At 40.8% G+C, this 26,897-nt stretch carries 22 protein-coding genes; 4 read left to right on the top strand and 18 right to left on the bottom strand.

Annotated features, from left to right (window positions below; translation table 11 throughout):
- Positions 1 to 45: 45 nt before the first annotated feature.
- The 6 genes from BKH46_RS05700 to BKH46_RS05675 all read right to left on the bottom strand — a co-directional run bounded on the left by BKH46_RS05700 (position 46) and on the right by BKH46_RS05675 (position 6,498).
- On the bottom strand, positions 46 to 1,377 hold the full coding sequence (locus BKH46_RS05700; RefSeq protein ID WP_095225870.1) for a cation:dicarboxylase symporter family transporter: 1,332 nt from the start codon (positions 1,375 to 1,377) through the stop codon (positions 46 to 48).
- Between the two features lie 98 nt (positions 1,378 to 1,475).
- Entirely contained in the window at positions 1,476 to 1,838 is a 363-nt protein-coding gene (locus tag BKH46_RS05695; protein ID WP_253248312.1) for a hypothetical protein, read from the bottom strand.
- Positions 1,839 to 1,840: 2 nt separating this feature from the next.
- On the bottom strand, positions 1,841 to 2,683 hold the full coding sequence (locus BKH46_RS05690) for a hypothetical protein (protein WP_095225869.1): 843 nt from the start codon (positions 2,681 to 2,683) through the stop codon (positions 1,841 to 1,843).
- Positions 2,684 to 2,703: 20 nt separating this feature from the next.
- Positions 2,704 to 4,020 (bottom strand): M20/M25/M40 family metallo-hydrolase, encoded by a 1,317-nt coding sequence (locus tag BKH46_RS05685; RefSeq protein ID WP_095225868.1) that lies wholly within the window; start codon positions 4,018 to 4,020, stop codon positions 2,704 to 2,706.
- Positions 4,020 to 4,670: a 3-methyladenine DNA glycosylase gene (locus BKH46_RS05680; RefSeq protein WP_095225925.1), complete on the bottom strand. Its 651-nt coding sequence runs from the start codon at positions 4,668 to 4,670 to the stop codon at positions 4,020 to 4,022. The genes BKH46_RS05685 and BKH46_RS05680 overlap by 1 nt, the downstream gene beginning before the upstream one ends.
- Positions 4,671 to 4,947: 277 nt before the next feature.
- A complete protein-coding gene (locus BKH46_RS05675) occupies positions 4,948 to 6,498 on the bottom strand; it encodes a flagellin A (RefSeq protein WP_095225867.1) in 1,551 nt (516 codons plus the stop codon).
- A 154-nt stretch (positions 6,499 to 6,652) separates the two neighbouring features.
- Here BKH46_RS05675 and BKH46_RS05670 point away from each other — a divergent pair, with 154 nt between their 5' ends.
- Together BKH46_RS05670 and BKH46_RS09820 are read left to right on the top strand one after the other, a co-directional pair.
- On the top strand, positions 6,653 to 11,005 hold the full coding sequence (locus BKH46_RS05670; RefSeq protein ID WP_343286593.1) for a type ISP restriction/modification enzyme: 4,353 nt from the start codon (positions 6,653 to 6,655) through the stop codon (positions 11,003 to 11,005).
- Complete coding sequence (locus BKH46_RS09820; RefSeq protein ID WP_343286595.1) at positions 10,987 to 11,586, top strand: type ISP restriction/modification enzyme; 600 nt, start codon at positions 10,987 to 10,989, stop codon at positions 11,584 to 11,586. The genes BKH46_RS05670 and BKH46_RS09820 overlap by 19 nt, the downstream gene beginning before the upstream one ends.
- Positions 11,587 to 11,641: 55 nt before the next feature.
- Here BKH46_RS09820 and BKH46_RS05665 read toward each other — a convergent pair whose 3' ends face one another.
- From BKH46_RS05665 to bioD, 5 genes are all read right to left on the bottom strand, one after another.
- Positions 11,642 to 12,325 (bottom strand): hypothetical protein, encoded by a 684-nt coding sequence (locus tag BKH46_RS05665; RefSeq protein WP_216358703.1) that lies wholly within the window; start codon positions 12,323 to 12,325, stop codon positions 11,642 to 11,644.
- Positions 12,322 to 13,617 (bottom strand): DNA cytosine methyltransferase, encoded by a 1,296-nt coding sequence (locus BKH46_RS05660; RefSeq protein ID WP_216358702.1) that lies wholly within the window; start codon positions 13,615 to 13,617, stop codon positions 12,322 to 12,324. Before BKH46_RS05660 ends, BKH46_RS05665 begins: the two co-directional genes overlap by 4 nt.
- 91 nt (positions 13,618 to 13,708) lie before the next feature.
- Positions 13,709 to 14,245, bottom strand: coding sequence for a ParB/RepB/Spo0J family partition protein (locus tag BKH46_RS05655; protein WP_095225866.1), 537 nt, complete (start codon positions 14,243 to 14,245; stop codon positions 13,709 to 13,711).
- Positions 14,246 to 14,268: 23 nt separating this feature from the next.
- Entirely contained in the window at positions 14,269 to 15,594 is a 1,326-nt protein-coding gene (locus BKH46_RS05650) for a DUF3440 domain-containing protein (protein WP_095225865.1), read from the bottom strand.
- Positions 15,595 to 15,683: 89 nt separating this feature from the next.
- The gene (gene bioD, locus BKH46_RS05645; RefSeq protein ID WP_095225864.1) at positions 15,684 to 16,349 is read right to left on the bottom strand and encodes a dethiobiotin synthase; all 666 of its coding nucleotides are present in this window, start codon (positions 16,347 to 16,349) and stop codon (positions 15,684 to 15,686) included.
- A gap of 71 nt (positions 16,350 to 16,420) precedes the next feature.
- On the opposite strand from bioD, the gene BKH46_RS05640 reads away from it, so the two are divergent.
- Positions 16,421 to 16,720 carry an ATP-dependent Clp protease adaptor ClpS gene (locus BKH46_RS05640; RefSeq protein ID WP_095225863.1) on the top strand — a complete coding sequence of 100 codons (300 nt, stop codon included), beginning with the start codon at positions 16,421 to 16,423 and terminating at the stop codon, positions 16,718 to 16,720.
- Positions 16,721 to 16,729: 9 nt separating this feature from the next.
- Complete coding sequence (locus BKH46_RS05635) at positions 16,730 to 18,952, top strand: AAA family ATPase (RefSeq protein WP_275542179.1); 2,223 nt, start codon at positions 16,730 to 16,732, stop codon at positions 18,950 to 18,952.
- Here BKH46_RS05635 and BKH46_RS05630 read toward each other — a convergent pair.
- The 7 genes from BKH46_RS05630 to BKH46_RS05600 all read right to left on the bottom strand — a co-directional run bounded on the left by BKH46_RS05630 (position 18,909) and on the right by BKH46_RS05600 (position 26,886).
- A complete protein-coding gene (locus BKH46_RS05630; protein WP_095225862.1) occupies positions 18,909 to 19,574 on the bottom strand; it encodes a metallophosphoesterase in 666 nt (221 codons plus the stop codon). The genes BKH46_RS05635 and BKH46_RS05630 overlap by 44 nt on opposite strands.
- Positions 19,575 to 19,749: 175 nt before the next feature.
- The gene (locus BKH46_RS05625; protein WP_095225861.1) at positions 19,750 to 21,399 is read right to left on the bottom strand and encodes an ABC transporter ATP-binding protein; all 1,650 of its coding nucleotides are present in this window, start codon (positions 21,397 to 21,399) and stop codon (positions 19,750 to 19,752) included.
- A complete protein-coding gene (locus tag BKH46_RS05620; protein ID WP_095225860.1) occupies positions 21,399 to 21,599 on the bottom strand; it encodes a copper ion binding protein in 201 nt (66 codons plus the stop codon). The genes BKH46_RS05625 and BKH46_RS05620 overlap by 1 nt, the downstream gene beginning before the upstream one ends.
- 2 nt (positions 21,600 to 21,601) lie before the next feature.
- Entirely contained in the window at positions 21,602 to 23,785 is a 2,184-nt protein-coding gene (locus tag BKH46_RS05615; RefSeq protein WP_275542178.1) for a heavy metal translocating P-type ATPase, read from the bottom strand.
- A 16-nt stretch (positions 23,786 to 23,801) separates the two neighbouring features.
- The gene (locus BKH46_RS05610; RefSeq protein ID WP_095225859.1) at positions 23,802 to 25,355 is read right to left on the bottom strand and encodes a 2-isopropylmalate synthase; all 1,554 of its coding nucleotides are present in this window, start codon (positions 25,353 to 25,355) and stop codon (positions 23,802 to 23,804) included.
- Between the two features lie 218 nt (positions 25,356 to 25,573).
- Entirely contained in the window at positions 25,574 to 26,278 is a 705-nt protein-coding gene (gene pssA / locus BKH46_RS05605) for a CDP-diacylglycerol--serine O-phosphatidyltransferase (protein ID WP_095225858.1), read from the bottom strand.
- Entirely contained in the window at positions 26,275 to 26,886 is a 612-nt protein-coding gene (locus BKH46_RS05600; protein ID WP_095225857.1) for a phosphatidylserine decarboxylase, read from the bottom strand. Before BKH46_RS05600 ends, pssA begins: the two co-directional genes overlap by 4 nt.
- Positions 26,887 to 26,897 lie beyond the last annotated feature (11 nt).

Raw genomic sequence — 26,897 nt, 5'->3', positions numbered from 1 at the left:
AGGTCAAAAGTATATAGCCTTAGTGTAAATTCAAGCCCCCTTTGACTACACAACTCTAAACTCATCGGGGTGGTCTAGGGCATAGCGGAATTTATCCATATCGATTTTTTTATCCCAAATCGATACAATCATACACGCCACCGAATTCCCACACAAATTACCCACTGCACGCATTTCACTCATAAACTTATCCACTCCCAAAAGTGCAGCCACGCTCACAGCCGGTATTGTCCCTGGCCCTGTGCCCATTGCTTGGAGTGTGCCTGCTAGGACAATAAACCCCGATCCAGTAACTCCCACTGCGCCCTTAGAAGCTACCATCAAAATAACAATCACAGCAATGGTCTGCTCCAAACTCAAGGGGATATTGAACGCTTGGGAGAGAAAAATCACACTCAAAGACAAATAAATATTCGTGCAATCTAAATTAAAAGAATATCCCGTGGGGATCACAAGCCCCACAGAACCTCGATGGATCCCCGCACGCTCTAGCTTACGCATTAAAGGTGCGAGCGCTGTTTCAGAAGAGCTTGTAGCAAAGACTATCAACACCTCTCTGGCAATAAAACGCATGAATTTAAAAATATTGACCTTGGCTAAAGCACAAATAATGCCTAAAACAACAAAGATAAAAAACAAGCACGCTATGAGCATTACAAAAAGCAAATAAGCCATATTGAATAAAGCCCCAAATCCAAACTTCCCAATCAAAAACGCCATCGCGCCAAAAGTAGCAATCGGGCTATAATACATCAAGATAGTCAAAATCTTAAAAAAGAAATTCTGCGCTTTCTCAAGAGGGACAATGACTTTGCTTTTATGGTTTGACTTAAAAAATGAAAGCACAATAGCAATCACAATCGCCATGAACAAAACCTGCAAAGTATTTCCTGTCAAAAAAGGCGTGATAGGGTCATTAGGGATCGCACTCAAAAGGATTTCTTTAAAAGAACCTGTGCCCTCAGAAACATGCGAAGTATATTTAGCCACAGAATTACTATCGAGTGCATTGATATCAAGATCCATCCCATGTCCTGGTCTGAAAGCCTCTCCAAAAACCACGCCCACGACTAACGCCAATGTGCTAACCACTTCAAAATAAATAATCGTCTTCACTCCCAAGCTCCCTAGGGCTTTGAGATTTTCTAGCCCCACAATCCCACAAATAATCGTAGTAAAAATAATCGGGCCTATGAGCCATTTGAGGACTTTGATAAAAGGATCGATTGTCCATTGCTTTGTCGCAATCCCCATTTCAGGGGCAAAATACCCCAACACCACACCTCCAATAATCCCCACAATCACCCAAAAAGCCAGACTTTTAGCAAGTTTTCTTGCAATAGTAGGCTTCTTGTTTATCGATAAATCTTGCGGCATATATCCTCCTAGTTAAAAAGAATATCTTAGCACATCAATAATTTTTAGCCTTGAAAAATTCTATAAATTTTATTCTGAGTGTATCTATCGGTAACGCGTTATTTTTGAGGGAGGAGTGGCGAGGGGGCTTGATGTAAAAAGATACTTTTTTCTAAAATCTGTGGGCGAGATTCCAAGCTTTGATGGCAAGCAATGCACTGCTTGATGACTTGATGAGCGCTAGCTAGCTTAGGAGAATTGAGCTTTTGGACACTATGGCAAGCAAAGCAATCTTGCCCGCAAGTATCGCCCATATCAATCTGAGACATCTTCTTATCTGTATGGCAAGTCTTGCACTCTAACATTGGGGCGTGCCTAGTGTCGTGCTGATAATCAAGCCGATAATGACAACTCGCGCAATCCCCACTGCACGCAAAAGCCAAACTAAAAACTGCTCCGAGCCATAAAATAATTTTTATCATATTCAAATCCCAAAGTCATAAAAAGTAAAGCTTACCATCACAGCATACATATCAAATTTAGGCCCTCTGTAGATACTTGCATCGGCCTTTCTTGCCATGGTAAAAGGAAGCCCCCATCTGCCCTCAAGACTCACTCCAAAGCCTTGGGCAATATGGGCAAACACACCGATTGTTCCCACGCCTGATTGGATATTATGCTGTTGGGAGTCTTGGGGAAGTCCTAGGTGCTGGAGTTGATAGCCTATAGCAATCCTAGGGATAAGCCAGCCATCTAAAAGCCTAAGCGCAAAGACCCCGCCAGCTGAAAGATAATAAGTTTCTCCCGCCCCTGCATCAAGATACCCACCAAACATCAGCATTTTATAAGGTCCCCCGACCCACCCTCTCTCAAGTCCAAAATAAGCATTATTTGAAGCAAGACGATAAGTATTGGCTCCATTTTTGAGTGGGATATTCTTTGAGCTAAGATTTTGATACACATAGCCGATTTTAAACGCTCCATAAGAATGCCCCACAGGCGCTATGGGCTTAAAAATTGATGGCTTTGTGGGCTCTTGCTTTTCTTGGGGCTTTAAAGAGAGTTGCGTATTTTGCTGCGTATTTGGCGTGCTGATAGCCCCCTCTTGGCCCTTAGGGCTCTGATTCATGGGGCTTGCTTGATTGATTTGTTCTGAGTCTGTCGTATCTAAAGAGGGCGCAGGACTTGTTGTGGGAGTTAGAGGGCTTTGAGTGCTTGGGTCTTTTTGCACTGCTTGTGTCATTGGCATTTGCCCAATCACAGAGCTCTCCTCAACTCCATACAAACACCCCCCTACCAATAAAAACCACAAAACAACCCTTTTCATTATCTCACCCCTAATCAAAACTATATTTTATAATTTTCTACCAAATGCTCCAACACTCTAAAAAACTTTTTAAAATCCTCCAAATCCAAACGCTCACCCAAAGAATGTGGAGCAATAATCGTAGGACCAATGGAGAGTATTTTGAGATTTTTGACCCCCAAACACGCAAGCCTTTCTTGCAATATCCCGCACTCAAGCCCTGCGTGGATCTGACATATCTGCACAGCATAAGGCGCAAAAGATTTTTTGACCTGCTCTAACAATAAATCCCCCTCGCTGATACTGCACTCCCAAGGTGGATAAAAATCCTCGATAGAAATCTTCGCATTTGCTTGGAGGGATAAAGCTAACTTTTTTGTATCAGAAAGATTTGTATCTAGCAAGGCTTGAGTATTCGCACGCCCCATCAAAGAAACCTTGACTTGAGCGTTTGTTTGCTTGAGTAAAGAAATATTTATAGAATCAAGCACGCCTGTGCTATTCTGATAACGCACGCCATTGCCTAAGCCTAAAACAAATTTTACCAAAATATCTTTTTGATACACCTCCCCACAAACTGCCAACTCTTCTATCAAAAATTCTTCACAATCTAGCTTGCTATAAAGCGTTTGGAGCGTTTCGTGCGTATGCAAGACCACACTCGCCCCCACAGGGATAGCGTTCATCTTCTCTCCAGCACTCAAAGCGCAAATCCCCCCATCAATCCCTCTAATCCCCTCCATGAGTGCGACAATAGCATTTTTGATATTTTTATCGATATCAATGCCGCTATGCCCGCCTTTAAAGCCCTTTGTGCTGATAGCATAGCTATGTGGATAAGAGGTCATATCTTGGGGCAAATCAAAGACAATATGCATATCATAGCCCCCTGCGCAACCAAGCACAATCTGCCCAAAAGTTTCACTATCTAAATTGATAATCTGCTCACTTCTAATCGCTAGCTCCAAACCCCTAGCGCCCAAAAGTCCAACCTCTTCGTTGTTGGTAAATAAAAATTCTAGATCGTGATATTTTTGCATCATATAAAGCTGCAACGCAACCCCTATGCCATTATCTGCACCCAAAGAAGAGTTTTTAGCCCTCAAAAATCCATTTTCTTCATACAACTCCAAAGGCTTATGCGCTTGCCCCACCCCGACCATATCATAATGGGACTGGAAACAGAGCTTGGGCTTGTGCGCTGTGTATGCGTGGATATTTTTAGCCCCATCACTCTGGACTGCATAGCCACATTTTTTAGCAAACGCGCAAATATAATCAAACATCTCTTCTGTCTGGAAGCTTGAGTGGGGGATATGGGCGATTTGGGTAAAAATCTCTAAAGGTTCTGCAATCATCACAACTCCAATTTGAGTTTCTTTTTAGAAAATTCTACTATTTTGCCGTGAAATCGTGCATAAATTTGTGCCAAAGGCATTTTTTTGCCATAGAGCACAAAGACTTCTGAGAGATTTTGCTCAATGCCCCTTTGAAACCACATCTGCAATTCATCATAATCAGGGATCTCTATCCCCAACGCACAAAGAAATTTATAAGTATATTTATCCACTACCATCACTTCCCTAGCGCAAGCATAGTTCAAGATAGAATCTGCGCTTTCTTTTCCGATACCCTTTTGAGCAAGCAACCACTCCCTATCCACTCCCAAAACAAAAGATTCAAACCCCCCAAAATCCCGCAAAATATTCTGACACAACACAATAAGCCGCATACTTTTTTGGTTATAAAACCCACTAGATACGATATGAGAACCTAGCACCTCACAAGAAAGCCCTGCGATATGCTCCAAACTCTGATGGCCAGATAAAATCCCTGCTTGGCGCAAAGACTGCAAAGACTTTTCTACATTTTCCCATTTAGTATTTTGAGTCAGCACTGCCCCAACCACGACCTCAAAAGTCCCCGCACCTGGCCAATACCACTCGGGGTGATTTTTGAGTAAATCAAGCTTTTTTAAAGCCACTAAAATTTCATAACTCTCAAACATACCCATCACTCTCCAAAATTTTTACTCAAATTTTAGCATTTTCGCACCCACTCCTGACTTTGATAACAAATCAAAACCACAACTTTAAAAAATAAAAAAAATGGGGGGGCATAAAAAGAGGTATAAAATAAGGAGGGCAATATAAAAAATTAAATAATAGAGAATTAAATAATAGAAAATCAAAAGCTTGACTCCCTCGCCCCTTTTGGGCTTAGACTTTCTGAGCTAAGACCAAAGGGACAAAGAAGCCAAAAGAAGAAACTAGCCTAGCTTGAAACTAGCTAAGTAGTCTTAGAATATTTTGTTGCACAGCGTTTGCTTGCGACATTGCATAGCTTCCTGACTGCGCTAAGATACTATATTTATTGAAATCAGCAGACTCTTGAGCAAAATCCACTTCACGGATTTGAGATTCAGCAGCTTTGACATTGACTTGTGTGATCGTGATATTATTCACGGTGCTAATCATTTGCCCTTGGACAGAACCCAAATCAGCACGGATTTTATCAAGCATTTTTTGCGCTGATTCAGCAATATCCATAACCACCATCGCACCTTTGAGTGTTGTAACCCCTGCGCCAAGGCTTGTATTCCCGCTTGCAATGACTGCATTGTAGTTTGCGCCTGAAGCTGATTTGACATTAGCGTTGAAATTCCCTGTAACATCTCTTAGGTTAACTGTGGTCTGTGCGACTTGCGCGCTACCAAAGCCAATGGCTGAAAAGCCCCCTGCTGTGGATTCTGCAGATGAAAGCACCACAATATCCCTCGCGTCCAATCGGCTCAAAGACAAGCGACCGAAGTTAGTAGAGCCTGTATTGACATCTTGACCGCCATTGACAGAAGTGATAGCTGCTGGAGGAGTCGTGCCATTTGCACCTGCTGTAGGAGCAACTGTCTTGAAGTTGATCCCTCGCCCATCGACACTTCTTAGATTCAAACGACCATTAATATCTGTATAAGCTTCAACGCCTGTTTCTGAAGTGATCGCATTGAAAGCTGCGACCAACCTACCATCGCTGTCATTGCGCTTGATACCCACAATATCGCCCAAAGCAATCCCATTGATAACAACACCTGAAAGATTCCCTGACATGATAGCCTGATCAGAAGTTGTGATAACATTTGCTTGTGCTCTGATCCCTGTGGCATTGGTGTTTTTATTGATGACCTCAGCGAGGACTCCTAGACCTGTGCCTGCTGAAGTAGAGATTTTGACTGCCTCAAGCTTGACATTATTCACGCCATCTACTTGTTTGAAGGTAATACTCACATCGCCTGAAGCTGTAATCAATGCCCCTGTGCTGATTCTTACTTGACCGATTTTATCAGAAGTTGCCGACCCAATAGTGGCCTTGATACTTTGATTCGAATACGCCCCAACTTGGAATTCTTTATTTGTGAATTGACCTGAAAGCAGTGCTTGACCATTGTATGAAGTGGTATTACCGATATTATCAAGCCCTTGGATCAAGCGAATAATATCAGATTGGATTGCCTTTCTTGACTCAGTTGTCTGGCCATCTTGTGCAGCTTGCGTTGCTTTGACCTTGATAGTATCAAGGATTTTAAGCTGCTCATCCATCGCCTTATCAGCAATCTGAATAATCCCCATACCATCATTGGTATTTTGGATCGCTTGACCCAAAGCACTCGCTTGTGATCGCAAGCTATCAGCGATAATCATACCAGAAGCGTCATCTGCAGCCTTGTTAATACGAAGACCTGAGCTCAACTTTTCTAAAGAATTCTTGATGTTGATTTGTGTATTTACAGCCTGTGCGTGTGCGTTCAGTGCGTTGATGTTTGTATTGACTTGAAAAGCCATTGTGTAACTCCTTGTTATTTTATCCAAAGCTTCCTTGCTTGGTTGCATACCATATCGGCACTTTAAAAAATTGCTTTAGTGCTTTTTAAATTCTTCTGTGGCATAATTGAATCTTAATATATGCTTAAATTAACGAATAAGGACAGCAATTTCTATGAGCCAATTTCAAACAATCCTAGATAAAGTCAGCGCTATAGAAGCTAGTAATCGCACAAAGGGTGGTATATTTGAGAAAATATCAGTCCATTTATTGAAAGAAAAAAACACACAAGGTGAGTATAAAAGTATTAAGCTATGGGGCGAGTGGGAGCATAGAGATGGCAAAGACACGGGCATAGACATTGTTGCTGAAACAAAAGATGGCGAGTTTGTGGCTGTGCAGTGCAAATTTTATATGAAAAGTGAGCTCAAATTAAACGACCTCACTTCATATTTTACAAAACTTCAAAGTGGCGTAGGCGATATTAAATTTTCAAAAGGCATACTCATTGTCACCTGCGATTTGAACCAACACATACAAAACGAGATTTATCAAATCAATAAGCATATGCCCTTAGAACTCATCACGCTCCAAGATTTTTTATATTCTAGCATTGATTGGGATTTATTCGACCCAGAAAAAGACAAAGACATCAAACTCCACGCTAGAAAAACACCCCTAAACCACCAAAAAGAAGTCCTTAGTGCCCTAGATAGCTATTTTAAAGACCCAAAAAATACACGAGGTAAGCTCATTATGGCTTGTGGCACGGGCAAAACCTTTGTTTCACTCAAAAGCGTTGAAATGCTAACAAACCCTAAAGATTCTATCACGCTTTTTTTAGCCCCAAGTATCGCGCTAGTGGGTCAAACACTCAGAGAATACACAGCACAAAAGAGTCAAAACTTTACTGCCTGTGTCATCTGCTCAGACTCCACAGCAGCAAGAGGCGAAGACGACCTAGACCCAAGCGAACTCCCCCTTCCTCCCTCGACAAATCCAAGAGCAATTATAGAAGCCTATAAAAAGGCTCAGAGCAATCAAGAACGATTCATTATTTTCAGCACATATCAATCAGTCCAACGGATCCAAGAAGCCCAAAACCTAGACCCACAAAACAAGCTCCCACAAATCGATTTAATCATCTGCGATGAAGCCCATAGAAGCGTAGGCGCTCTTTATACAAGTATCATCAAAGGGCAAGAAGAAAATGACATAAAAACCCAAAATGCCTTTACCATTTGCCACGATAATAACAAGATCAATGCCAAACGCCGAATCTATATGACTGCAACACCCAAAATCTACAGCGATAAGCAAAAAACAAAGGCCGCTGAAAAAGACAATGAAGTTTTTTCAATGGACGATGAAGCTATTTTTGGCAAATCTATCTATGAAATACGATTTGACAGAGCTGTCAGAGAAAAGCTATTGACCGATTATAAAGTCATCATTTTAACCATCAAAAAAGAAACCTACACACAAATAGCAAACAACGCCATTGCAAAGCTCAAAGCAAGCGGCATGAGCAAGCTCAATGAAAAATTAGTCGATTTGGATTTTGTTTGCAAAATCATCGGCACACACAAAGGGCTAGTAAAAAGCGATCTAAAGATACTAGACTCTACCGATCAAAACGATAATGCCTATATCACAGACACAGACAAGACCCCAAGCCAAAGGGCTCTAAACTTCTGCCGCAATATCGCCACATCTAAAAATATCAAAGAAAGTTTTCAGACAATCATCGACTGCTATGACACAGAGATGAAAACAAAGACAAAAGACCACACAATCCACATAGACCACATAGATGGCACGATGAACGCCAATACACGATTTGAAAAATTAAGCGAACTCGAAAAGACAAAAGACAAAACTTGCGAACTCATCACAAACGCAAAATGCCTAAGCGAGGGCGTGGATATACCAGCACTTGATTCAGTCGTTTTCTTTGATGGCCGCTCAGCGATGGTAGATATTATCCAAGCCGTAGGGCGTGTCATGCGTAAAGCGCCCAATAAAGAAATCGGCTACATAATCCTCCCCATAGCCCTCAGCGAAGCTGAAATAAAAAACCTCGATAAAGCCGTGGATAATACAAATTTTAAAAACATTTGGAATATCTTAAAAGCCCTAAGAAGCCACGATGAAAGCCTAGTGAGCGAAGCGAGCTTTAAAGAAAAAATAAAAATTGCCACCATACTAGCCGACTCCACAAGCGATGAAACAAATCCAGACAAAAAGCCCACAAACGCACAAAAAGACAAAGAAAAAGCCCAAAAGCAAAAAGAAGCCAAAGAGCACATGCAAGGGCATTTAGATTTGATACAAACCTCCCTAAACGACATAGCCGATGCCGTTTATAATGTCTTGCCAACAAAGCTAGGCGACAAACACTATTGGGAGTCTTTTTCAGCCAAGACAGGCAAGATAGTCCAAGACCTGAACCTACGGCTCAATGCCTATTTCAAAGAAAATCCAAACATTTTGCGTGAATTTGTAAAATCCCTGCAAGAAGCCATACACCCAAACATCAAAGAAAGCGAATCCATCGATATGCTAGCTTCTCATATCGTTACAAAGCCTATTTTTGATACCATTTTTGGCGAAGCTATGAATCATAACCCCATAGGCAACGCCCTAGACTTAGCGTTCAATCGCCTAAAAGACCTAGGATTAGAAAACGAAGAACTCAAAGGCCTTGACACGCTCTATAAAAGTATCAAAGAAAATGTAGCGATCGCCCAAACCGAAAGCGACAAACAAAGACTCATCAAAGACCTATACGATACATTTTTCAAAACAGCTTTTAAAAAGCAAAGCGAACGACTCGGCATAGTCTATACACCCATTGAAGTCATCGACTTTATCCTACACTCCACAAACGCCCTCTTAAAGCGCCATTTCAGCACAGATTTTAACGACAAGCAAGTAAAAATCTTTGACGCCTTCACAGGCACAGGCGCTTTCATCGCTAGGCTCTTAAGCTCTGATAACGACCTCATCGCCACGCCAAACCTAAAAGACAGATTCAACAACGGAATCTACGCCCAAGACATCAATATCCTAGCCTACTACATCGCCCTCATCAATATCACCCAAACAGCCCAAAACAGAGATCCAAATCTCGCCCAATTCGCCCACATAGCCCTAGCAGACTCCCTCAACTACCTAGAAGACAAGCAAGATTATGGACTTTTCAGCGATTACTACAAAGACTTATTAGAAAACAAAAAGACTCAAGACTACATCAACACCGAATCTATACAAGTTTTCATCGGCAATCCCCCCTATTCAAGTGGACAAAAATCCCAAAATGATAATAATGCCAACTTCCCACACCCCAAGCTAGAAAGCCACATCAGAGAAACCTATGGTAAAGACTCCGCAGCACAATCAGCTAAAAATACACGCGATACATTGATCCAAGCAATTCGTATGGCTAGCGATCGCGTACTTAAAGAGGGCTGGGGAGTCATTGGCTTTGTTGTCAATGGAGGATTCATCGACGCTAAATCAGCAGATGGATTCAGAAAATGCCTATTTAACGAGTTTGAAGATATTTATATTGTCAATCTTCGGGGCAACGCAAGAACACAAGGCGAATTAAGAAAACAAGAGGGTGATGGAATTTTTGATTCTGGCTCGCGCGCAAGCGTGGCTTTATTATTCCTAGTCAAAAGCAAAGTCAAAAAAGACCATGCACTCCATTACTACGAAGTCGGCGATTATTGGGACAGAATCAAAAAGCTAGATTTTTTAAGCACAAACAAAAGCATAGAAAACATAGATTTTATACAAATCACACCAAACCAAAAAGGTGACTGGATCAATCAGCGCAACGAACATTTTTATACATTTTTACCTTTGAAGCTAAAAAAGAGCAAAAACAAAAATATAATTTTTAGTATCAATTCAAATGGCTTTTTAGGAGCTAGGGACTCTTGGGTATGGAATTTTGATCAAACGACTTTAAAAGAATCCATGGAAAAATGTATCCACACTTATAATGAAAATCTAGCTAACTTTGATAGCAACGCCTTTAGAGAAAAGCATAAGGGCGTAAAATCTAGCGATTTATACAAAATGCTAACAAGCGATGAAATATCCACAGATGAAAGCCAAATTTCTTGGACTGATGCTTTAAAAAATAAACTTATAAACAATAAAGAAATTGAAAATTTTTCAAAAGAAAAAATCAGAATTGCCACCTATCGCCCCTTTGTGAAATCTTATTTATACTACGATAAAACTTGGAACCACAGACACCATCAAATGAACAAGATTTTCCCAACAGCAGAATCTGAAAATCTAGTTATTTGCATAGCCGATTCAAATGCTTTGATTTTAAACTCAATGCCAGATTACAGCGTGTTAACCGACTATCAAGCCTATCCGCTCTATCAATATGGCAAATCTCCTGACTCTAATATTTTAAATGCTGCTACTAAGAGAGAGAGAGAGAGAGAGAGAGAGAGGAGCAAGCGCTTGAAAAGCAATACGCCATCAGCCATTGGGGCTTAGAGCAGTTCAGAAATCATTATCAAGATAAAAATATCAGCGAGGAAGATATTTTTTATTATATCTATGCGATTTTTAATCACAAAGGCTTTTTGAGAGAACACAAAGCCGAACTCAGCAAAGACGATCCAAGAGTGCCTTTCAGCAAAGACTTTAAAGAACTCTCCAAACTAGGGAAAACATTAGCCGACTTACATCTAAACTATGAAAATGGCGAGAAATTCACTCCAAGCAATGGCGATATATTGCTTGATTCAAGAGAAGATGCATATTTTTATGTCCATAAAATGACAAAAAGCAAAGATGGGAGCGAGATTTACTACAACAAAGACATAAAAATATGTGGTATCCCCAAAAGAGCCTATGACTATGTGCTAAATCAAAAATCTGCGATTGATTGGATCATCGAACGTTATGAAATCACACGTGCAGACAAAACAGGCAACAAAGCCAAAATCCCAAACAACCCAAACCTATTCAAAGGCTCTCGCTATATCTATGACCTACTTTTAAGAGTCATAGCACTATCGCTCAAAAGCGTAGATTTGATAGAATCTATCAGCAGATTAGACTACGAAAGCTAAGGGCAAGGCAAGATAAAATATTGCAAAATTGCCCTTGCAATGGTGTGCAAAGCACCTAGCAAGACTCAAATATCCCTTGGATAAAATTATAAGTAATCTCATAAGAGATTTTCTGAAAATCTACTTGATTATCTTGTTTGAACTTCTTGCTAATTTGCAATCTGCCAGATTGTCCTTTAAAAACCCCACTCCAATTTCTATAATCTTGCTTATGTCCTGCACTAAAATCAATCTCTTCTAAATAAAAAGTATCTATATTTTGGATAATCAAAGCCCTTTCTTGTTTGCGCCTTGAAAGACCATATTTGTAATAAACTTTAAATACCAAATATGCCTTTATCTGCTCCTTATCACTGCAATAGTCATTATGTAATATATTTATAGCTGATATTGCATTATTATTTGAACTATTTTTTTCTGTTTTAATATTGATCATAAACAATATATCTTTATATTTGCAATAGCAGTCATAGCTATGATTTATGGCTGTATTATCTATAGCTCTTTTGATACAAAAATCCTTATTGTCTTGAGTGAATACTTCGAGTTTTGAAATCAAAAATTCCTCGATGATAAAACCTAGCGCTGTGGAGCTTTCAAGGCAATTATTTTCATTACTCAATAAATTATAATCCTCTAGTTTTAGCACGAGTTCATTGCCATAAACTTTAAATATAGTCGTTGCAAATTCAGTGATTTTATCCTTGACCCATCTGCAATGGTGTGCGTATTGATTCATGTGCGTTCTTTGAGAGATTTGATGATGGCTAGGCCGATGGCTTTTCCCAATAATGGCGGGACAGCATTGCCGATTTGGACCAATTGCCATTTTTTAGAACCATAAAAGATAAAATCATCAGGGAAACTCTGCAAAGCTGCTAATTCTCTAGGGGTCATCACTCGATTGAGTAAAGGGTGGATATTCACCCCGCCGTGATTTTCTTTAACCGTGCAAGATGGCTTATCCCAAGCCACCTTTTTCCAAGCGTCGCTATAATTCCCATAAAGACTTTTGCCTATCTCTAATTTCTTGATCCGCTCTAGCATATCAGGGGCGTGCTTGGTCATGATATGGTTGATGGATTTATCCTCTGGCATATCGACAAATCTGCCCACAGCATCTGCTACGGTTTTATGGTTTTGAGGGGGCAAAAATGGCTTGGGGTGGTAGTTTGTCAAGCCCAATTTATTACCGATAAAAATAACGCGTTTGCGAGTCTGCGGGACACCATAATCAGCAGCATTGAGCGTGGTTATATTGATTGCATATCCGATTTTTTTATAATCTTCGATGATTTTTTTCTCAATCTCCCCGCCCAACATAGAGCGCAAACCCTCGACATTTTCCATCAGCACAAAATCAGGCAATATTTTACTCACGACATCTAACATCTCTAAATACAAAGAATTTCTCTGATCGCAAACGATCCGATGACCTGCCATCGAAAAGCCCTGACAAGGGAAGCCCCCTGCAATCAAATGTATATGATATGGTCGCACAGAATTGATTAAATCTTGCTTGACTCTATCTTGTGTGATGTCTTTGAAAACAAAATCCTTGTGCTGACCTCTAAAATGCTTAAAATTATTCTGATATGTTTCAATGGCCTCGGGCATGATTTCAGCACTAGCCAATGGCCCAAACCCAGCCATCATCAGACCACAAGAAAGCCCCCCTGCGCCTGAAAACAAATCAATGCAATTGAACCGATGATCAAGCTCTGTTTTCCAACCATCAATTTCCCTCATTTCTTGCTCGATTTCAATCCAATGCACCCTATCATTTTGCCTATTTTGCTTATTTTGTTTGCCCCAATCAGGGCGCCTTTTGGAGTTTGTATGCTCTCTTTGGAGATGGGATTGCTGATTTTGCCAAGCCATGAACGAATCTCTATCGACTAAAATCTTGCCATTTTTGCGTAGAGATAAAAATGAATTGCTTGCAACCTCACGCCGAATATTTTTAATGGATAAATTTGACAATGCCGCTGCTTGCTGAATACTTAAAGCTTCTTTTATCTGCGACTCCACCTAAACTCCTATCACTGATTCAAGGCTATCACTGATAGCTCTCAAAGCTGTCCTTGCTGCCCTTAGCCCTTAAGGGCAAAATTATAACACATCACACGACCCAGCTTTTAGAAAACTCTTTATCAGAAAAAAGCGAACTCAGCCCACTCACTTGCTTCAAGCGCAGCAATTCATCAGAATCCATACCGATATTTTTAATGATCCACTCATCGCTTTTCCCTCCCTCAATCAGCTCTGATACAATCTTTTGCATTAATTCCACAGAGTGGCTCCCTCTAGCGCGATTGTGCCGAATCGTAGAGGCCATGCGATGGGAAATATCTTTATCGATCACCACAACAGGCAAAAGCCCACCCTCACGCTCATAAATATCCCGATGTTCGCGCATGATTAAATATCGATGGAAACCATCAACAATTTCATATGTATCATCAGAGCTGATGTAATAGCACACAATAGGCATTGTATAGCCATCATTGAGTATGGACTGATAGAGCAAGACCATCTCAGGTGTAGCGATATGATTGGGATTATAAGCATTGGAGTGGATTTTTTCAAATGGCACGGCCATGACTCGATACACAGGGGATTTAAAGCCTTGGGGGAATTGGGGAGATAATGTTTCCATCGATTGTTTTCCTTGAATAAATTTTAAAGTTTTTGATATTTTTCCATAATCTTAGCGACCTTATAACGTTGCTCTTTAGTCTGACCAAAGCTCAGACCACGGCACAACACATCATTTTTGATGATACAAACAGCCATACGCTTCCAAGTCAGGGCTTCTTTGGCTGCTTCAATCTTTTTGGGCGCACAATCAAGGATTTTTGTAAAGACAAAAAGCTCCTTGCCCCTAGAATTGAGCCTATTTTTGGACTTGACCCCCTCTAGTTTCCTCCCCTCTTCGCTGATATAACAGCCCTTTTTGTGCCAATAACGGATAAACTTGATAAAACGTTCTGTGTAATGCTCTCTCAAGCCTCTAGGCAAGGTCGATAAAAGCATTTTAGTATAGCTCTTCCAAGTATGCCCACTCGGTAGCTTGACATCATAATAACCGACAATTTTATCCTTGCAATAAATATTGCCAAAATTCGCCCCACTCACGCGATTGACAACACCAATCCAAGTTTTGGGCTCGATAATACGGAAAAGATTCAAGCCATTTTTTTGGTCATCGCCATAAGGCTGACAGATTCGCATCATCGAAAGGGGAACACCCGCCCGATAAAACAAATCATACAATTCATTATAATCCCATTTGAAACGATAATTGCCTATCCATACATCTTCAGTTGTCCAGTCATAAATGGGATAGACATTATAAATATGCGTATCTTTGCCCACTTGTGTCGTGTATTGCTTGCCATAAAGAGTCCTTTTAGTCCTTGAGGCAATCGTCCTGAAACGATTGAAACTCTCATCAGCCCTGATCCCCACCAAGCAAGCTGTCATCTTCCCATCTCTACCGCAATATTTCAAGAACTCCGCAGTAAATTCTTCAAACTCCATTTTTGGGACAAAAAAATCAAAAGGGTGATTTGCTGCAGTCCAGACATAAAAATCCTTTTTAGGAGAGCCCTGCTTAGGGTATTCACGCACCCATTTATCAGTATTTTCACTATCCCAGCAAGTCCAAAAAGGATCAAACACACTTGTCGCATTACGCAAATTCAAAGGCAAGCAACACCAATGCACCTCCAAATACTCCCTATTAGCAGCTATCATACGCTGGATATATTGGATTGTGTAAGTGTATTGCGCTTCCAAATCGATAAAAAGTAAAATAATCTTTTTTTTAATCTTATGCTTTTTGAGATAATCCAAGACCAAATTCAACATCACACCACTATCTTTGCCCCCAGAAAAGCTCACAATAACGCGCTCAAAATGCGCAAAAATAAATTCGAGTCTTTCTTGTGTCGCCTCATAGACATTAATCTTGCGATATTTTTTCCCCAAACCCTGTGCCTTCAATGATTCCCCTATCTGTTTTGACCTCGCTATTAAAAGCTGCTCTGAAAATAAACTTTTGATTTATTATATTACTCCAATCGTTAATAAAATTAATTTTTAGATGAACAAAATACTGCATTGACAATCGTATCAAGCTGTGTCTGGAGAGTGTAGATTGTATCAGGAGAGGTATGATTGAGATAGTCGATATAAGGCTTGCTGATTGTCTGATAAGATACAAAATCTCGAATATTGAGCGCATAAGTAGTCGGGATACCCCTAGAGGTCAAAAATTCTCGATTCAAAAGCAAATCATTGATCATACCAAGCCTATCCCCACTCACTAGCAACAAATGCGTATCCAAATACTCTGCCAAGTCAATCATACAAGAATATGCATCTATAGGCACCATAATCCCCCCTGCCCCTTCGATAATGACAAAATCACAACGGGCAGCCATTGTATCAACTTTTTGCTTGATATAGGCAAAATCCACCCTCAAAGCTTCTGACTCTGCTGCTTGCGCGACAAAAGGCGAAGCAGGCAGGGTATAACGATAAAAATTCACATCTTCTAAGCACAAATCAGGCAGCACCCTCTTCCCTTGCTCCCAATGGATATGACAATCAAGCACCACGCCCTCTTGATTGCCCGTTTCAATAGGCTTTAGCACGATAGTTTTTATCCCCCTTTGATTGCAAAACTCGCTCAACAAGCAGCTAGCATAGGTCTTGCCAATATGTGTATTTGTGGCACTGACAAATAATTTCTTCATTTTTTGTCCTTCAAATCAGTTAATAAAATTTGGTAAAATTATAGACAATCAACAAGAGGATTCAAGAACTGATGGCACAAATCAATACACAAACTGAAGTCGAACTTTTTTTGCAAGAACCCAAAATGTCTAAAGTCATCTTACTCAATGATGATTATACGACAATGGAATTTGTTATCAAAATTTTAATGGATATCTTTGAAAAGTCCTACAACCAAGCCACTGAAATCATGCTCAATGTCCATCGGAGCGGGAGCGGGGTCTGTGGTATCTATCCTTATGATATCGCTGAATTCAAAGCCAAAAGTGCAAAAATGAGCGCACAAGCCCACCACTTCCCCCTAAAAATCATCACTCAAGACCTCAACTAGGAGCAACATTTGAACCATCTCATCAGTCCCAACTTGACTCAAACCATCAATGACGCTGTTGAAATCGCTAGAGAGATGAAACACGAACTTTTGACAATCGAACATCTTTTTTTAGCCCTATTGGCTAATAAAAAGGGCGAAAAATTACTCAAATCTTGTGGTGTCAATATACTCCAAATGGAAAAATTTATCCGTGTTTATCTATCCAACCATATCCCCATATCCACATCTGCTAAAGTTTCCCTGCCCTCCCAAACCCCTGCTTTAGACAGAGTCTTCACAGCCATGATCGAACACGCCACAAACTCCAATCAAAAAGTCCTAGAAGTCGGCGATTTGCTTGCTTTTATCTTTCAAGAACAAGACAGCTACACCACCAAGCTCCTCCTCTCCCAAGGGATCACGCGCCTAGATATTTTAGAGCAACTCAGCGATGAAAACAAATCACAAATCCTTTCAGACACAGAAAGCTATCTGAATAAATATGCCAAAAATCTCATCGATATGGCTAAAAATGGCAAGATTGACCCCGTGATCGGACGCAATGAAGAAATCAAACGCGTCAGTGAAATCTTATGCCGACGCAAAAAAAACAACCCAATCCTTATCGGCGAACCGGGCGTGGGCAAAACTGCCATTGCTGAGGGTATTGCCCTTGAAATCGCGCACAAAAGAGTCCCAAAAGCTCTGCAATCTTGCCAAATCTTTGCACTGGATTTAGGAGGTATGCTAGCTGGAAGCAAGTATCGGGGGGATTTTGAAAAGCGCCTCAAAGGTATCCTTTCAGAAATCGAACAAATCCCCCAAGCAGTGCTTTTTATCGATGAAATCCATACCATCATCGGTGCAGGAGCGACCTCTGGAAGCAGTTTAGACGCTTCTAATCTCCTCAAGCCCATGCTTGCTAGTGGCTCACTACGCTGCATTGGCGCAACAACTTTTAGCGAATACAAAAGCCATTTTGACAAAGACAAGGCACTTTCAAGGCGCTTTTGCAAAGTAGAAGTCAATGAACCTGATATACAATCTTGCTACCAAATCATACAAGGGCTAGCCCCCATCTATGAAAAATACCACAATATCTCCTACACTCAAGAAGCCCTGCACGCTTGCGTTGATCTCTCTAGCCGCTATATCAGTGGCAGATTCTTGCCCGATAAGGCTATCGATATTATGGACGAAGTGGGAGCAAACAGAAAAATATACACAGACAAAAAGAGCAAAACCATCACCAAACAAGACATTGAAGCTATCATCTCTAAAAGTGTCCATATCCCCAAATCCCAAGTGAGCGCCACAGAAAGAGATCTACTCAAAACCCTTAGCTCCAAACTCAAATCAAAGATTTTCGCTCAAGACCAAGCTATCGACGCCCTCACTCAAGCGATCAAAACAAACAAAGCTGGACTCGGAAGCCCCCATCGACCCATTGGGAGCTTTTTGTTTGTAGGGCCAAGTGGTGTAGGCAAAACAGAGCTAAGCAAAGAGCTCGCACACGCACTAGGACTGCATTTTGAAAAGTTTGATATGAGTGAATATATGGAAGCTCATAGTGTATCTAGACTCATTGGTGCGCCTGCGGGCTATGTTGGCTTTGAGCAAGGGGGCTTGATGGTCGATCTGATTAAAAAGCACCCACATTGTGTTCTGCTCCTTGATGAAATCGAAAAAGCCCACTCAGATATTTATAATATCCTCTTGCAGATTATGGATAGTGCGACCTTGACAGACAACATCGGAAACAAGGCTGATTTTAAAAATGTGATTTTAATCATGACCTCCAATGCCGGAAGCCAGACCAACAACCCCCTAGGTTTCATGAACACACAAAACAATAAGCATACAAACGCACTCAAAGATATATTCAGCCCTGAATTCCGCTCACGCCTTGATGCGAGTATCCCATTTATGCCCTTAGGTGAAAAGGAATTTGAAAAAATTGCTAAAAAATATATCCATACTCTCAATGAAGGGCTCAAAGAAAAAAATATTTCTCTCCAGATCAATACCAAAGCCTTGAAAAATATCGCCTCAAGAAGTATCGACACTGCCTTAGGCGCTAGAGAAATCCGCAAAATCATCGACAATGAAATCAAACACCAGCTCAGTGAAGCGATTTTATTTGGTGCGCTTAAAAATGGCGGCGAGGCTACAATCAGTGCTGATAAATCGGGATTAAAGATTGACTTTATGGCCGCAAAGCAAGCACATCTTGAATTCTCATCGGACTAAAACCTATATTTTCCCCACTCACATTTAAACAAAATGGATCTTTTGTATTCCGAGAGTGGGTATGTCCGTGTATATTGATCGAACAATCACAAAGCCTAAAAATATCATCAAGTATATCCCTTGTAGAAGCATAGTTGTCATTTTTCTTTCTATCGATCACAGGAAAATGACTAAACATCACACGCTCACTCCCCAAATCAGCCACGATAGTATTCAAAAGCTTATTTTTCCAAATCCCCTTTCCATATTTGGATTCAAGTTTGTGATAGATTTTATTTTTGCCTGCAATCTTTAGCTGGATCTTACGACAAATCTTCCAATCAGGATAATCTTTTAAGCGCGTGTATTTTTTCAAGTCATTATTCCCCACTAGCAGTCTTTTTTGACCTGCAAGCCCTGAGAGATACTGCCAACCATTTTTGAAATACAAATCCCCCAAATGCAAGATAAAATCCCCCTCTTTGACTTGAGTATTCCATAAATGCACGCTCAAAGTATTGAAATCTTCAAACCCCATCTGCTTAGCCAAAACACTGCGTGAAGGCTCCTTTTTCAAAATAGCCTTATGCCCAAAGTGACTATCAGAAATGACAAAAGTATCTAAACTCAAGTGGAATTTCATCAGCCCTTATCTCTGTATCAATTTTATTATTTTTCGTTATTTTAATGATTTTTTCTTAAACCCTACTTGGTATTTTGCTTGGATATCTTGCTTGTGTATCTCGCGCCCTCCCATCAAGCACAAAAGTATCAAAAAGCATAAAACTCTTAGAATCTCTCTTGGGAATCTCTTATGCTTAGGAGGTCAGAAGCGATATGTTGCCATTTTCAAAATGATAGACCTTATCAGCTAGCTCAATTGTGCTAGGGCGATGGGCGATGAGAATAATAATCTTGTCTTTTCTAATATCTGCAATCGTGCTTTTAATCGCTTCTTCTGTCTTAGCGTCCAAAGCTGAAGTCGCCTCATCAAGAATTAACACCTCAGGATTTTTATAAATCGCTCGCGCAATGGCGATCCTTTGGCGCTGCCCCCCACTTAAGTTTGCCCCAAATTCATCTAAAATCGTCCAAATCCCCTCTGGAAGCGAAGAGATAAAGTCCCATACTTGAGCCTTTTTCAGACTATAAATCACCTTATCTGTATCAATATCGCACCCATAGGCCACATTAGCAGCAATGCTATCATTGAATATAAAAATCCTTTGTGTCACAATAGCGACATTATCCCGAATACTTTTTTGCGTATAAGCACTCAAGGGCGTGCCATTGATGGAGATACAACCACTAGACACTTCATAAAGGCGAAGCAGCAAATTAACTAAAGAGCTTTTCCCACTCCCACTTTTACCCACAAAAGCAATGATTTCATTTTTATGCATTTCAAGATTCACATGACTCAAAACCTCTGTAGCAGCATACTGCAAAGACACATTATCCACACGAATACACTCAATAGGAGGGCATAGCTCTTTTTTGCCATCTTTAATCTGTGGCTCTCTGTCTAAAATCTCAAAAATCCTATCCCCTGCGACCAACGCCTCTTGCCAAGCTGATGCGATACTGACTAAGCGCTTGATGGGGGTATAGAGCATAAAAAGTGCTGTGATAAAAGAAAAAAATGCCCCCGCACTCATTTTCCCCTCAATCACCTCACTCCCACCCAAATAAATGACAAACGCAATCGCAATCGACCCCAAAAGCTCCATCAAAGGCGAGGAGAGCTGCCCTATGATTGTGACCTTTAGTCCCAATTTAAAAAACTTATGATTCTCGCTTGCAAAGTTCTTTTTCTCCAATTCCTCGCCATTGCTTGCCTTGATAATCTCAATATTATTGAATATCTCAGAAAGCTTGGCTGTGATATCGGAGTTTTTTTCTTGATTGAGTTTGGAAATATTTTTGATTCTTTTGATAATCCTAGAAAGAGGATAAACTGCCAAAGGCATGATCACAAGCCCCACCACAGCAAGCTTAGGACTTTGATAAATCACCACCCCAACCAGACCAATCACAGTGAGCGATTCGCGTAAGGATTCAGCCAAATAATTAGACACACTCGCCCTGATAAGTCCAATATCGTGGGTAATCCGCGCAATCAGCTCGCCACTGCGGATTTTGTTAAAAAATTCCATCTCCAAAGCCAAAAGACACTCAAGCATACGATCGCGCACTTTTCTGACTACATCTAAGCCAATATAGTCCATAAAATATGTCTGCACATACATACCCAAGCTCTTCCCCAGATACGCCAAAACGACCAAAAATGGGAGTATCACAAGCATATGTGTGTCTTTTTTGATAAAAATATCATCTAAGACAGGCTTGACTAGATAAGTCCCCCAAGCTGTGCAAGCAGCCGTTAAGATCGTAGCCAAAAAGGCGATAAAAAAATAGCCATAATAATTCCGGATATAAGGATAAAACCTCTTAAGAAATCGCTCCATCAACCCACTTCATATCCAGCATCTTCAATCGCTGCAATAATGCCCTTTTCATCTGCAGGGGCTTGAAATGTAACAGCAACAAGCTTTTTATCCACATCAACATCAATATGGCCCACACCATCAATCTCACCGACAAATTTCTCGATTTTATCGACACAATGCACGCAAGTGATACCTTGCACTTTGAATTCCTTTTGCATATTCAGTCCTTAAATTTGAATTTTCTCAATCTTTGGGCATTAGCGACAACACTCAAGCTACTCAAACTCATCGCCAAAGCAGCAATCATTGGGTTGAGTAAAATACCTGCTCCATAAGCCACCCCACACGCCAAAGGTATAAAAACCACATTATAGCAAAAAGCCCAAAATAGATTTTCTTTGATATTTTTAATCGTAGCCAAAGAAAGTGCAATCGCATTGATGACAGATTTAATATCATTGCTAAAGGCCACAATATCAGCAGCTTGCACGCTCACATCACTCCCTTTCCCCATCACCACAGACACATCAGCACTAGCCAGCGCAGGCGCATCGTTCATGCCATCACCTACCATCATCACAACGGCGTGGTCTTTTTTCAGGGATTGGATTTTTTCTACTTTATCCTTAGGTTTAGCATTTGCAATGGCTGTATCAATTTGTATTGCCTCAGCAATAGCTTGCACATTTGAAAGATTATCCCCACTCAAAAGAATCGTTTTTATCCCCATTGCCTTGAGTGTCGCAATATGCTCTTTGATGCGAGGTTTTAACATATCAGCAAGGACAATCGCCCCCCAAAGCACATCGCCCTCTTGCTTCTCTTCTCCCACCAACACCATAATGCCCTTTTGAGCCATTTCTAAAGGCTGGGCGAGTCTGAAACTTTCCATATTGCCGAGTTTGATGACCCTCTCTCCGACCTTAGCTGTGATCCCATATCCAGCTTTAGCCACAAAATCTCTGGCATCTTTGGGCGTTATATGCAAGTCTTTGGCATATTGAATAATCGATTGCGCGATGATATGCTCACTCCCTAGCTCCACACCACTAGCAAACGCGAGTATCTCTTCTTTACTTTTTGAAGTATCTAAAAGTATGACTTCTTGCACCACAGGCTTACCCACGCTCAAAGTCCCCGTTTTATCAAAAACAATCACACTCACTTTTTGTGCATTTTCTAAGGCCTTAGCATTTTTAAAAAATACCCCACCATACGCTGCCCTGCCCCCACCAATCATGATTGACATCGGTGTAGCAAGCCCCAATGCACACGGACAAGAAATCACAAGCACAGAAACAAAAATCTCCAAACCAAACCCGAAATCTTTTTGCACCCACCAAAAAATCCCTGCCAAAATAGCAATCCCAATGACAATAGGGACAAACACAGCAGAAACTCTATCAGCAATCCTAGCAATGGGGGCTTTGGATTCTTGTGCGTTTTGTATCAGTTGTATGATTTGATGGAGTGTGCTATTTTGAGAAGACTTGCTTGCGCGCATTAAAAATGTCCGATCGGTATTGATTGTGCCAGAATACACATCCTGCCCCACGCCCTTAAATACCGATAGCACCTCGCCTGAGAGCATTGATTCATCGATATTGGACTCTCCTTGTGTGATCACCCCATCAACAGGGATATGGCTTCCTGGCAGCACCTTGATAATATCAGCCACTTCAATCGCATTGATATCAATAGACACTTCTTGTCCATTTTCTATTTTGATAGCACTTTTACTAGTATGTGCTAGAAGTCTTTTGATCGCATCAGTAGCGTGGATTTTGGAGCGATTTTCAATCATTTTTCCCAACAAAACAAACACAATAATCACGCACACACTCTCAAAATAAAACCCCTCTACCTCCAACCCCATCAACACTTTAATAAGCAAATACAAGCTATAAGCAAACGCGCTGCCTGTGCCAATAGCAATCAATGTATCCATATTGGGCTGGGCGTGTAAAAGCGTCCCTATCCCTCTGAAATAAAAATCCCGCCCCATATGCATCACCACAAGCGTAAAAATCAGCTGCAATATTCCATTGACTTTAGGCTCTAGCAAACTCTCTGGCACCCAAGTATCAAAAAACATCGCAAACATTGAAAGATAGAGCACACCCAATGTGAAAACAATACTCAAAACAACCTTGATAGTTGGAGTGAGTAGGCTATTTTTTTGCTGCTCTTGCTTTTGGATACTCGGTGTATAGCCGAGCTTTTTTATCTGCGCAAAAACTTCTTCAAGACTGCCTTGATTTTCATCAAAAGTAACTTTTGCAGTCTTTGCAAGCAAATTGACTTCAATCTCTGCAACAAATTCCTTGCGCTTCAAAGAGCGTTCGATACCGCTTGAGCACGCTGTGCAAGTCATTCCCTCGATATAAAACCTCTTTGTTTTCACGACCTACTCCCTGTGCTTACAAACACATTGTGCCTGTTTTATCTGCGATGAGGTCTTTCATACTCAAATAGCTATTCAAAGCAGCGACATAAGCCTTAGCTGTAGCACTCATTGTATCAATATCTAGCCCATGGCCAATGATTGCAGGCTTGCCCTCTTCAAACTCAACCTTGACTACCACCTTTGCTAAGGCGTCCTTGCCACTGCTGATAGACTCGACACGATAGTCTTTGAGATTCCCCTTGATACCACTGATACGATCGATACTTTTTAAGATACTATCCACACTCCCATTACCCAACGCGCAATCGCTGTATTCAATCCCATCTCTTTTGATACTCAAAGCCGCGCAATACTTGCCCATAGAGCTCGCAGAAATCTGGGTGAGTTCTAAAGAAAATACTTGTGGGATATGCGTAGTTTCTTCATTTAAAATCGCACGGATATCATCATCAAAGACTTGTTTTTTGCTATCACAAAGACTCTTAAAACGTTCAAATGCTCCATTGAGCTCTTCTTCGCTCACGCTAAAGCCCAAAGACTTGATTTTATCCCTAAAAGCTGCTCTGCCTGAATGCTTGCCTAGCACCAATGTATTTGTTTCGATAATCCCCACATCTGCAGGCTTAATGATCTCATAAGTTTCAGGATTTTTAAGCATACCATCTTGATGGATACCACTTTCGTGTGCAAAGGCATTTTGCCCCACGATAGCCTTATTGGGCTGAGGTCTGATCCCTGTAATATCAGCCACTAGCTTGGAAGAAGAATAGATTTCTTGGGTCTTAATCTGTGTATCTAAGCTGGCAAAAAGCTCCTTTCTTGTCCTTAGAATCATCACGACCTCTTCAAGCGCTGTATTCCCTGCGCGCTCACCTAGCCCGTTGATAGTGCATTCAACTTGTCTAGCGCCATTTTGCACTCCATAGATAGAATTAGCCACAGCAAGCCCCAAGTCATTATGGCAATGCACCGATAGCACAGCCCTATCCCCCACAAACGCACTCAGTTCAGCAATCATTTTTGCCATCTCAAAAGGGAGCGCATACCCAACGGTATCAGGGAGATTGAGCGTCTTAGCCCCTGCTTGTATCACAGCTTCTAAAATCTCTTTTAAAAATCCTATATCACTCCTAGAAGCATCTTCGCAGCTAAACTGCACATCATCAACAAGGCTTTTCGCATAGGCCACGGCATTGACTGCTCTTTTGATCACTTCATCGGGTTTCATTTTGAGTTTGTATTCCATATGGATAGGTGAAGTAGCGATAAAAGTATGTATGCGCTTTTTTTGTGCGTGCTGCAAGGCTTGTGAAGCACTCAAAATATCCTTTTCTACTGCGCGAGATAAAGAGCAAATCGTGCTGACTCGCACAATTTGTGCGATACGATCGATCGCCTCAAAATCCCCAGGACTCGCAGCAGCAAAACCTGCTTCAATAATATCCACACCGAGCTTTTCAAGCTGCTTAGCTATTTTGATTTTTTCTTCAATATTCATCGAAGCACCCGGACTCTGCTCGCCATCTCTTAAAGTCGTATCAAAAATCTTAATCATTTCAGACATCATCAATCCTTTTGTTTTGTTTTAAAATTATTTGTATTCGTATGCAATCAGTTAGATTTAAGAGCTAGAGTATCAGGAGGAGGGTGGAATAGATTTTTTTGCTGCAATGATAAGTGATCATCATAAAATCGCTCATACAATCCACCTTTTTGAAAGTAATTTTGTTTTTAGGGTATCTTTTATATTCTTAAAAATAGCTTTATATCTGATCATCTGACTTGTCAGATCTTTTTGAGAAACATTTTCACCATCAAAACCACCCATCGCAAAATCCCATACACCACATAAAGTGTCATACAAATACTGAAAACCTCTCTGGGTTTGACAAACGCAATGGCTAAAAATATCAAAAGCACGATAAAAGTTTTGAGATTCCATTTGATTTTTTTGAAACTAGGATAACGGATATTGCTAACCATCAAAACACTCAAGACAAAAGCAGCCACAAGTATCCAATAGCCGTATTCAACTCCAAAAATACCATACTTAACATCTACAAGCACCCAAAGCACGATAAGCACAGCCGCAGAAGGTATCGGCAGACCGATAAAAGAATTGGGCTCACTCTCGCTTGTAGCGATATTAAATCGTGCCAATCGTATCGCACCAAATATCACAAACAACGCAGAAACAATGATCCCATACCGCCCATATTCCCCACCGATATAAAAATACAGCAGCATAGCAGGCGCTACCCCAAAAGAAACCACATCAGCAAGCGAATCAAACTCCACGCCAAATTTACTTGTAGTGCGCGTGATCCGTGCGACACGGCCATCAAGCCCATCTAAAACCATAGACGCGACAATCAACCAACAAGACCCCTCAAACATAGCATTTGAAGAGAGCATAATACTCATGACACCTAAAAAGATACTCCCTGCTGTGAAAAGATTAGGGAGTGCGTATAAGGGATTGATATTCATTTTATATATCCTATCAAGGTTTCTCCACCTTTAATTGTATCACCGACATTGACTTTGAGATCTAAAAAATTTGCAGGAAATTTGACACAAACACTCCCTAGTTTCATAAACCCCATACGCTCATTAGCGATGAAATCCTTTTTTGCATACAATCTTGCTGATGTAAAGAATTCAGGGAATAGTTCCATATCAAATAAATTCTGCTCATCAGAAGAAAAGACAATCTTTGTATTGAGTCTGTTTTTGAGCCCCTCTTGAGCAAAGTGCAAGAACAGACCATTGCGTTTTGTAATCTGATAAGACAAGCTATCTACAGGCGCCCTCAAAACACCCACATCAAACCAACCCACCTTGATACAAAGGCAAACTGACCCCTCTAGTGATGTGATTTGCGTGATTTTACCATCAATAGGAGCAAGCACAATAGAATTCAAGCGATCTTCAGGCAAGCGCTCAGGATTTCTAAAAGCATAAAACCACAAAACCAAGCACACAAAAGCCAAAAAGCCCAAAAACTCCCAGCCCAACCACCAACAAACAAGCACGCATATAAAAAGAACCACCACTCCCCTATAGCCCTCTTTTGCGATAAACTGCGTGCTAGTCATATCTGAGCTTT

The sequence above is a fragment of the Helicobacter sp. 12S02634-8 genome (genome assembly GCF_002272865.1).
GTDB lineage: Bacteria > Campylobacterota > Campylobacteria > Campylobacterales > Helicobacteraceae > Helicobacter_J.
This window is presented reverse-complemented; position numbering and strand designations above follow the sequence as displayed.

Bases quoted from the DNA above. Each gene is read 5' to 3' on its own strand.
- BKH46_RS05600 (WP_095225857.1), bottom strand. From the start codon at position 26,886: ATGACTAGCACGCAGTTTATCGCAAAAGAGGGCTATAGGGGAGTGGTG.
- pssA (WP_095225858.1), bottom strand. From the start codon at position 26,278: ATGAATATCAATCCCTTATACGCACTCCCTAATCTTTTCACAGCAGGG.
- BKH46_RS05620 (WP_095225860.1), bottom strand. From the start codon at position 21,599: ATGCAAAAGGAATTCAAAGTGCAAGGTATCACTTGCGTGCATTGTGTC.
- BKH46_RS05655 (WP_095225866.1), bottom strand. From the start codon at position 14,245: ATGGAAACATTATCTCCCCAATTCCCCCAAGGCTTTAAATCCCCTGTG.
- BKH46_RS05670 (WP_343286593.1), top strand. From the start codon at position 6,653: ATGAGCCAATTTCAAACAATCCTAGATAAAGTCAGCGCTATAGAAGCT.
- BKH46_RS05625 (WP_095225861.1), bottom strand. From the start codon at position 21,399: ATGGAGCGATTTCTTAAGAGGTTTTATCCTTATATCCGGAATTATTAT.
- BKH46_RS05665 (WP_216358703.1), bottom strand. From the start codon at position 12,325: ATGAATCAATACGCACACCATTGCAGATGGGTCAAGGATAAAATCACT.
- BKH46_RS05610 (WP_095225859.1), bottom strand. From the start codon at position 25,355: ATGATGTCTGAAATGATTAAGATTTTTGATACGACTTTAAGAGATGGC.
- BKH46_RS05640 (WP_095225863.1), top strand. From the start codon at position 16,421: ATGGCACAAATCAATACACAAACTGAAGTCGAACTTTTTTTGCAAGAA.
- BKH46_RS05700 (WP_095225870.1), bottom strand. From the start codon at position 1,377: ATGCCGCAAGATTTATCGATAAACAAGAAGCCTACTATTGCAAGAAAA.
- BKH46_RS05690 (WP_095225869.1), bottom strand. From the start codon at position 2,683: ATGAAAAGGGTTGTTTTGTGGTTTTTATTGGTAGGGGGGTGTTTGTAT.
- BKH46_RS05630 (WP_095225862.1), bottom strand. From the start codon at position 19,574: ATGAAATTCCACTTGAGTTTAGATACTTTTGTCATTTCTGATAGTCAC.
- BKH46_RS05695 (WP_253248312.1), bottom strand. From the start codon at position 1,838: ATGATAAAAATTATTTTATGGCTCGGAGCAGTTTTTAGTTTGGCTTTT.
- BKH46_RS05680 (WP_095225925.1), bottom strand. From the start codon at position 4,670: ATGTTTGAGAGTTATGAAATTTTAGTGGCTTTAAAAAAGCTTGATTTA.
- BKH46_RS05675 (WP_095225867.1), bottom strand. From the start codon at position 6,498: ATGGCTTTTCAAGTCAATACAAACATCAACGCACTGAACGCACACGCA.
- bioD (WP_095225864.1), bottom strand. From the start codon at position 16,349: ATGAAGAAATTATTTGTCAGTGCCACAAATACACATATTGGCAAGACC.
- BKH46_RS05685 (WP_095225868.1), bottom strand. From the start codon at position 4,020: ATGATTGCAGAACCTTTAGAGATTTTTACCCAAATCGCCCATATCCCC.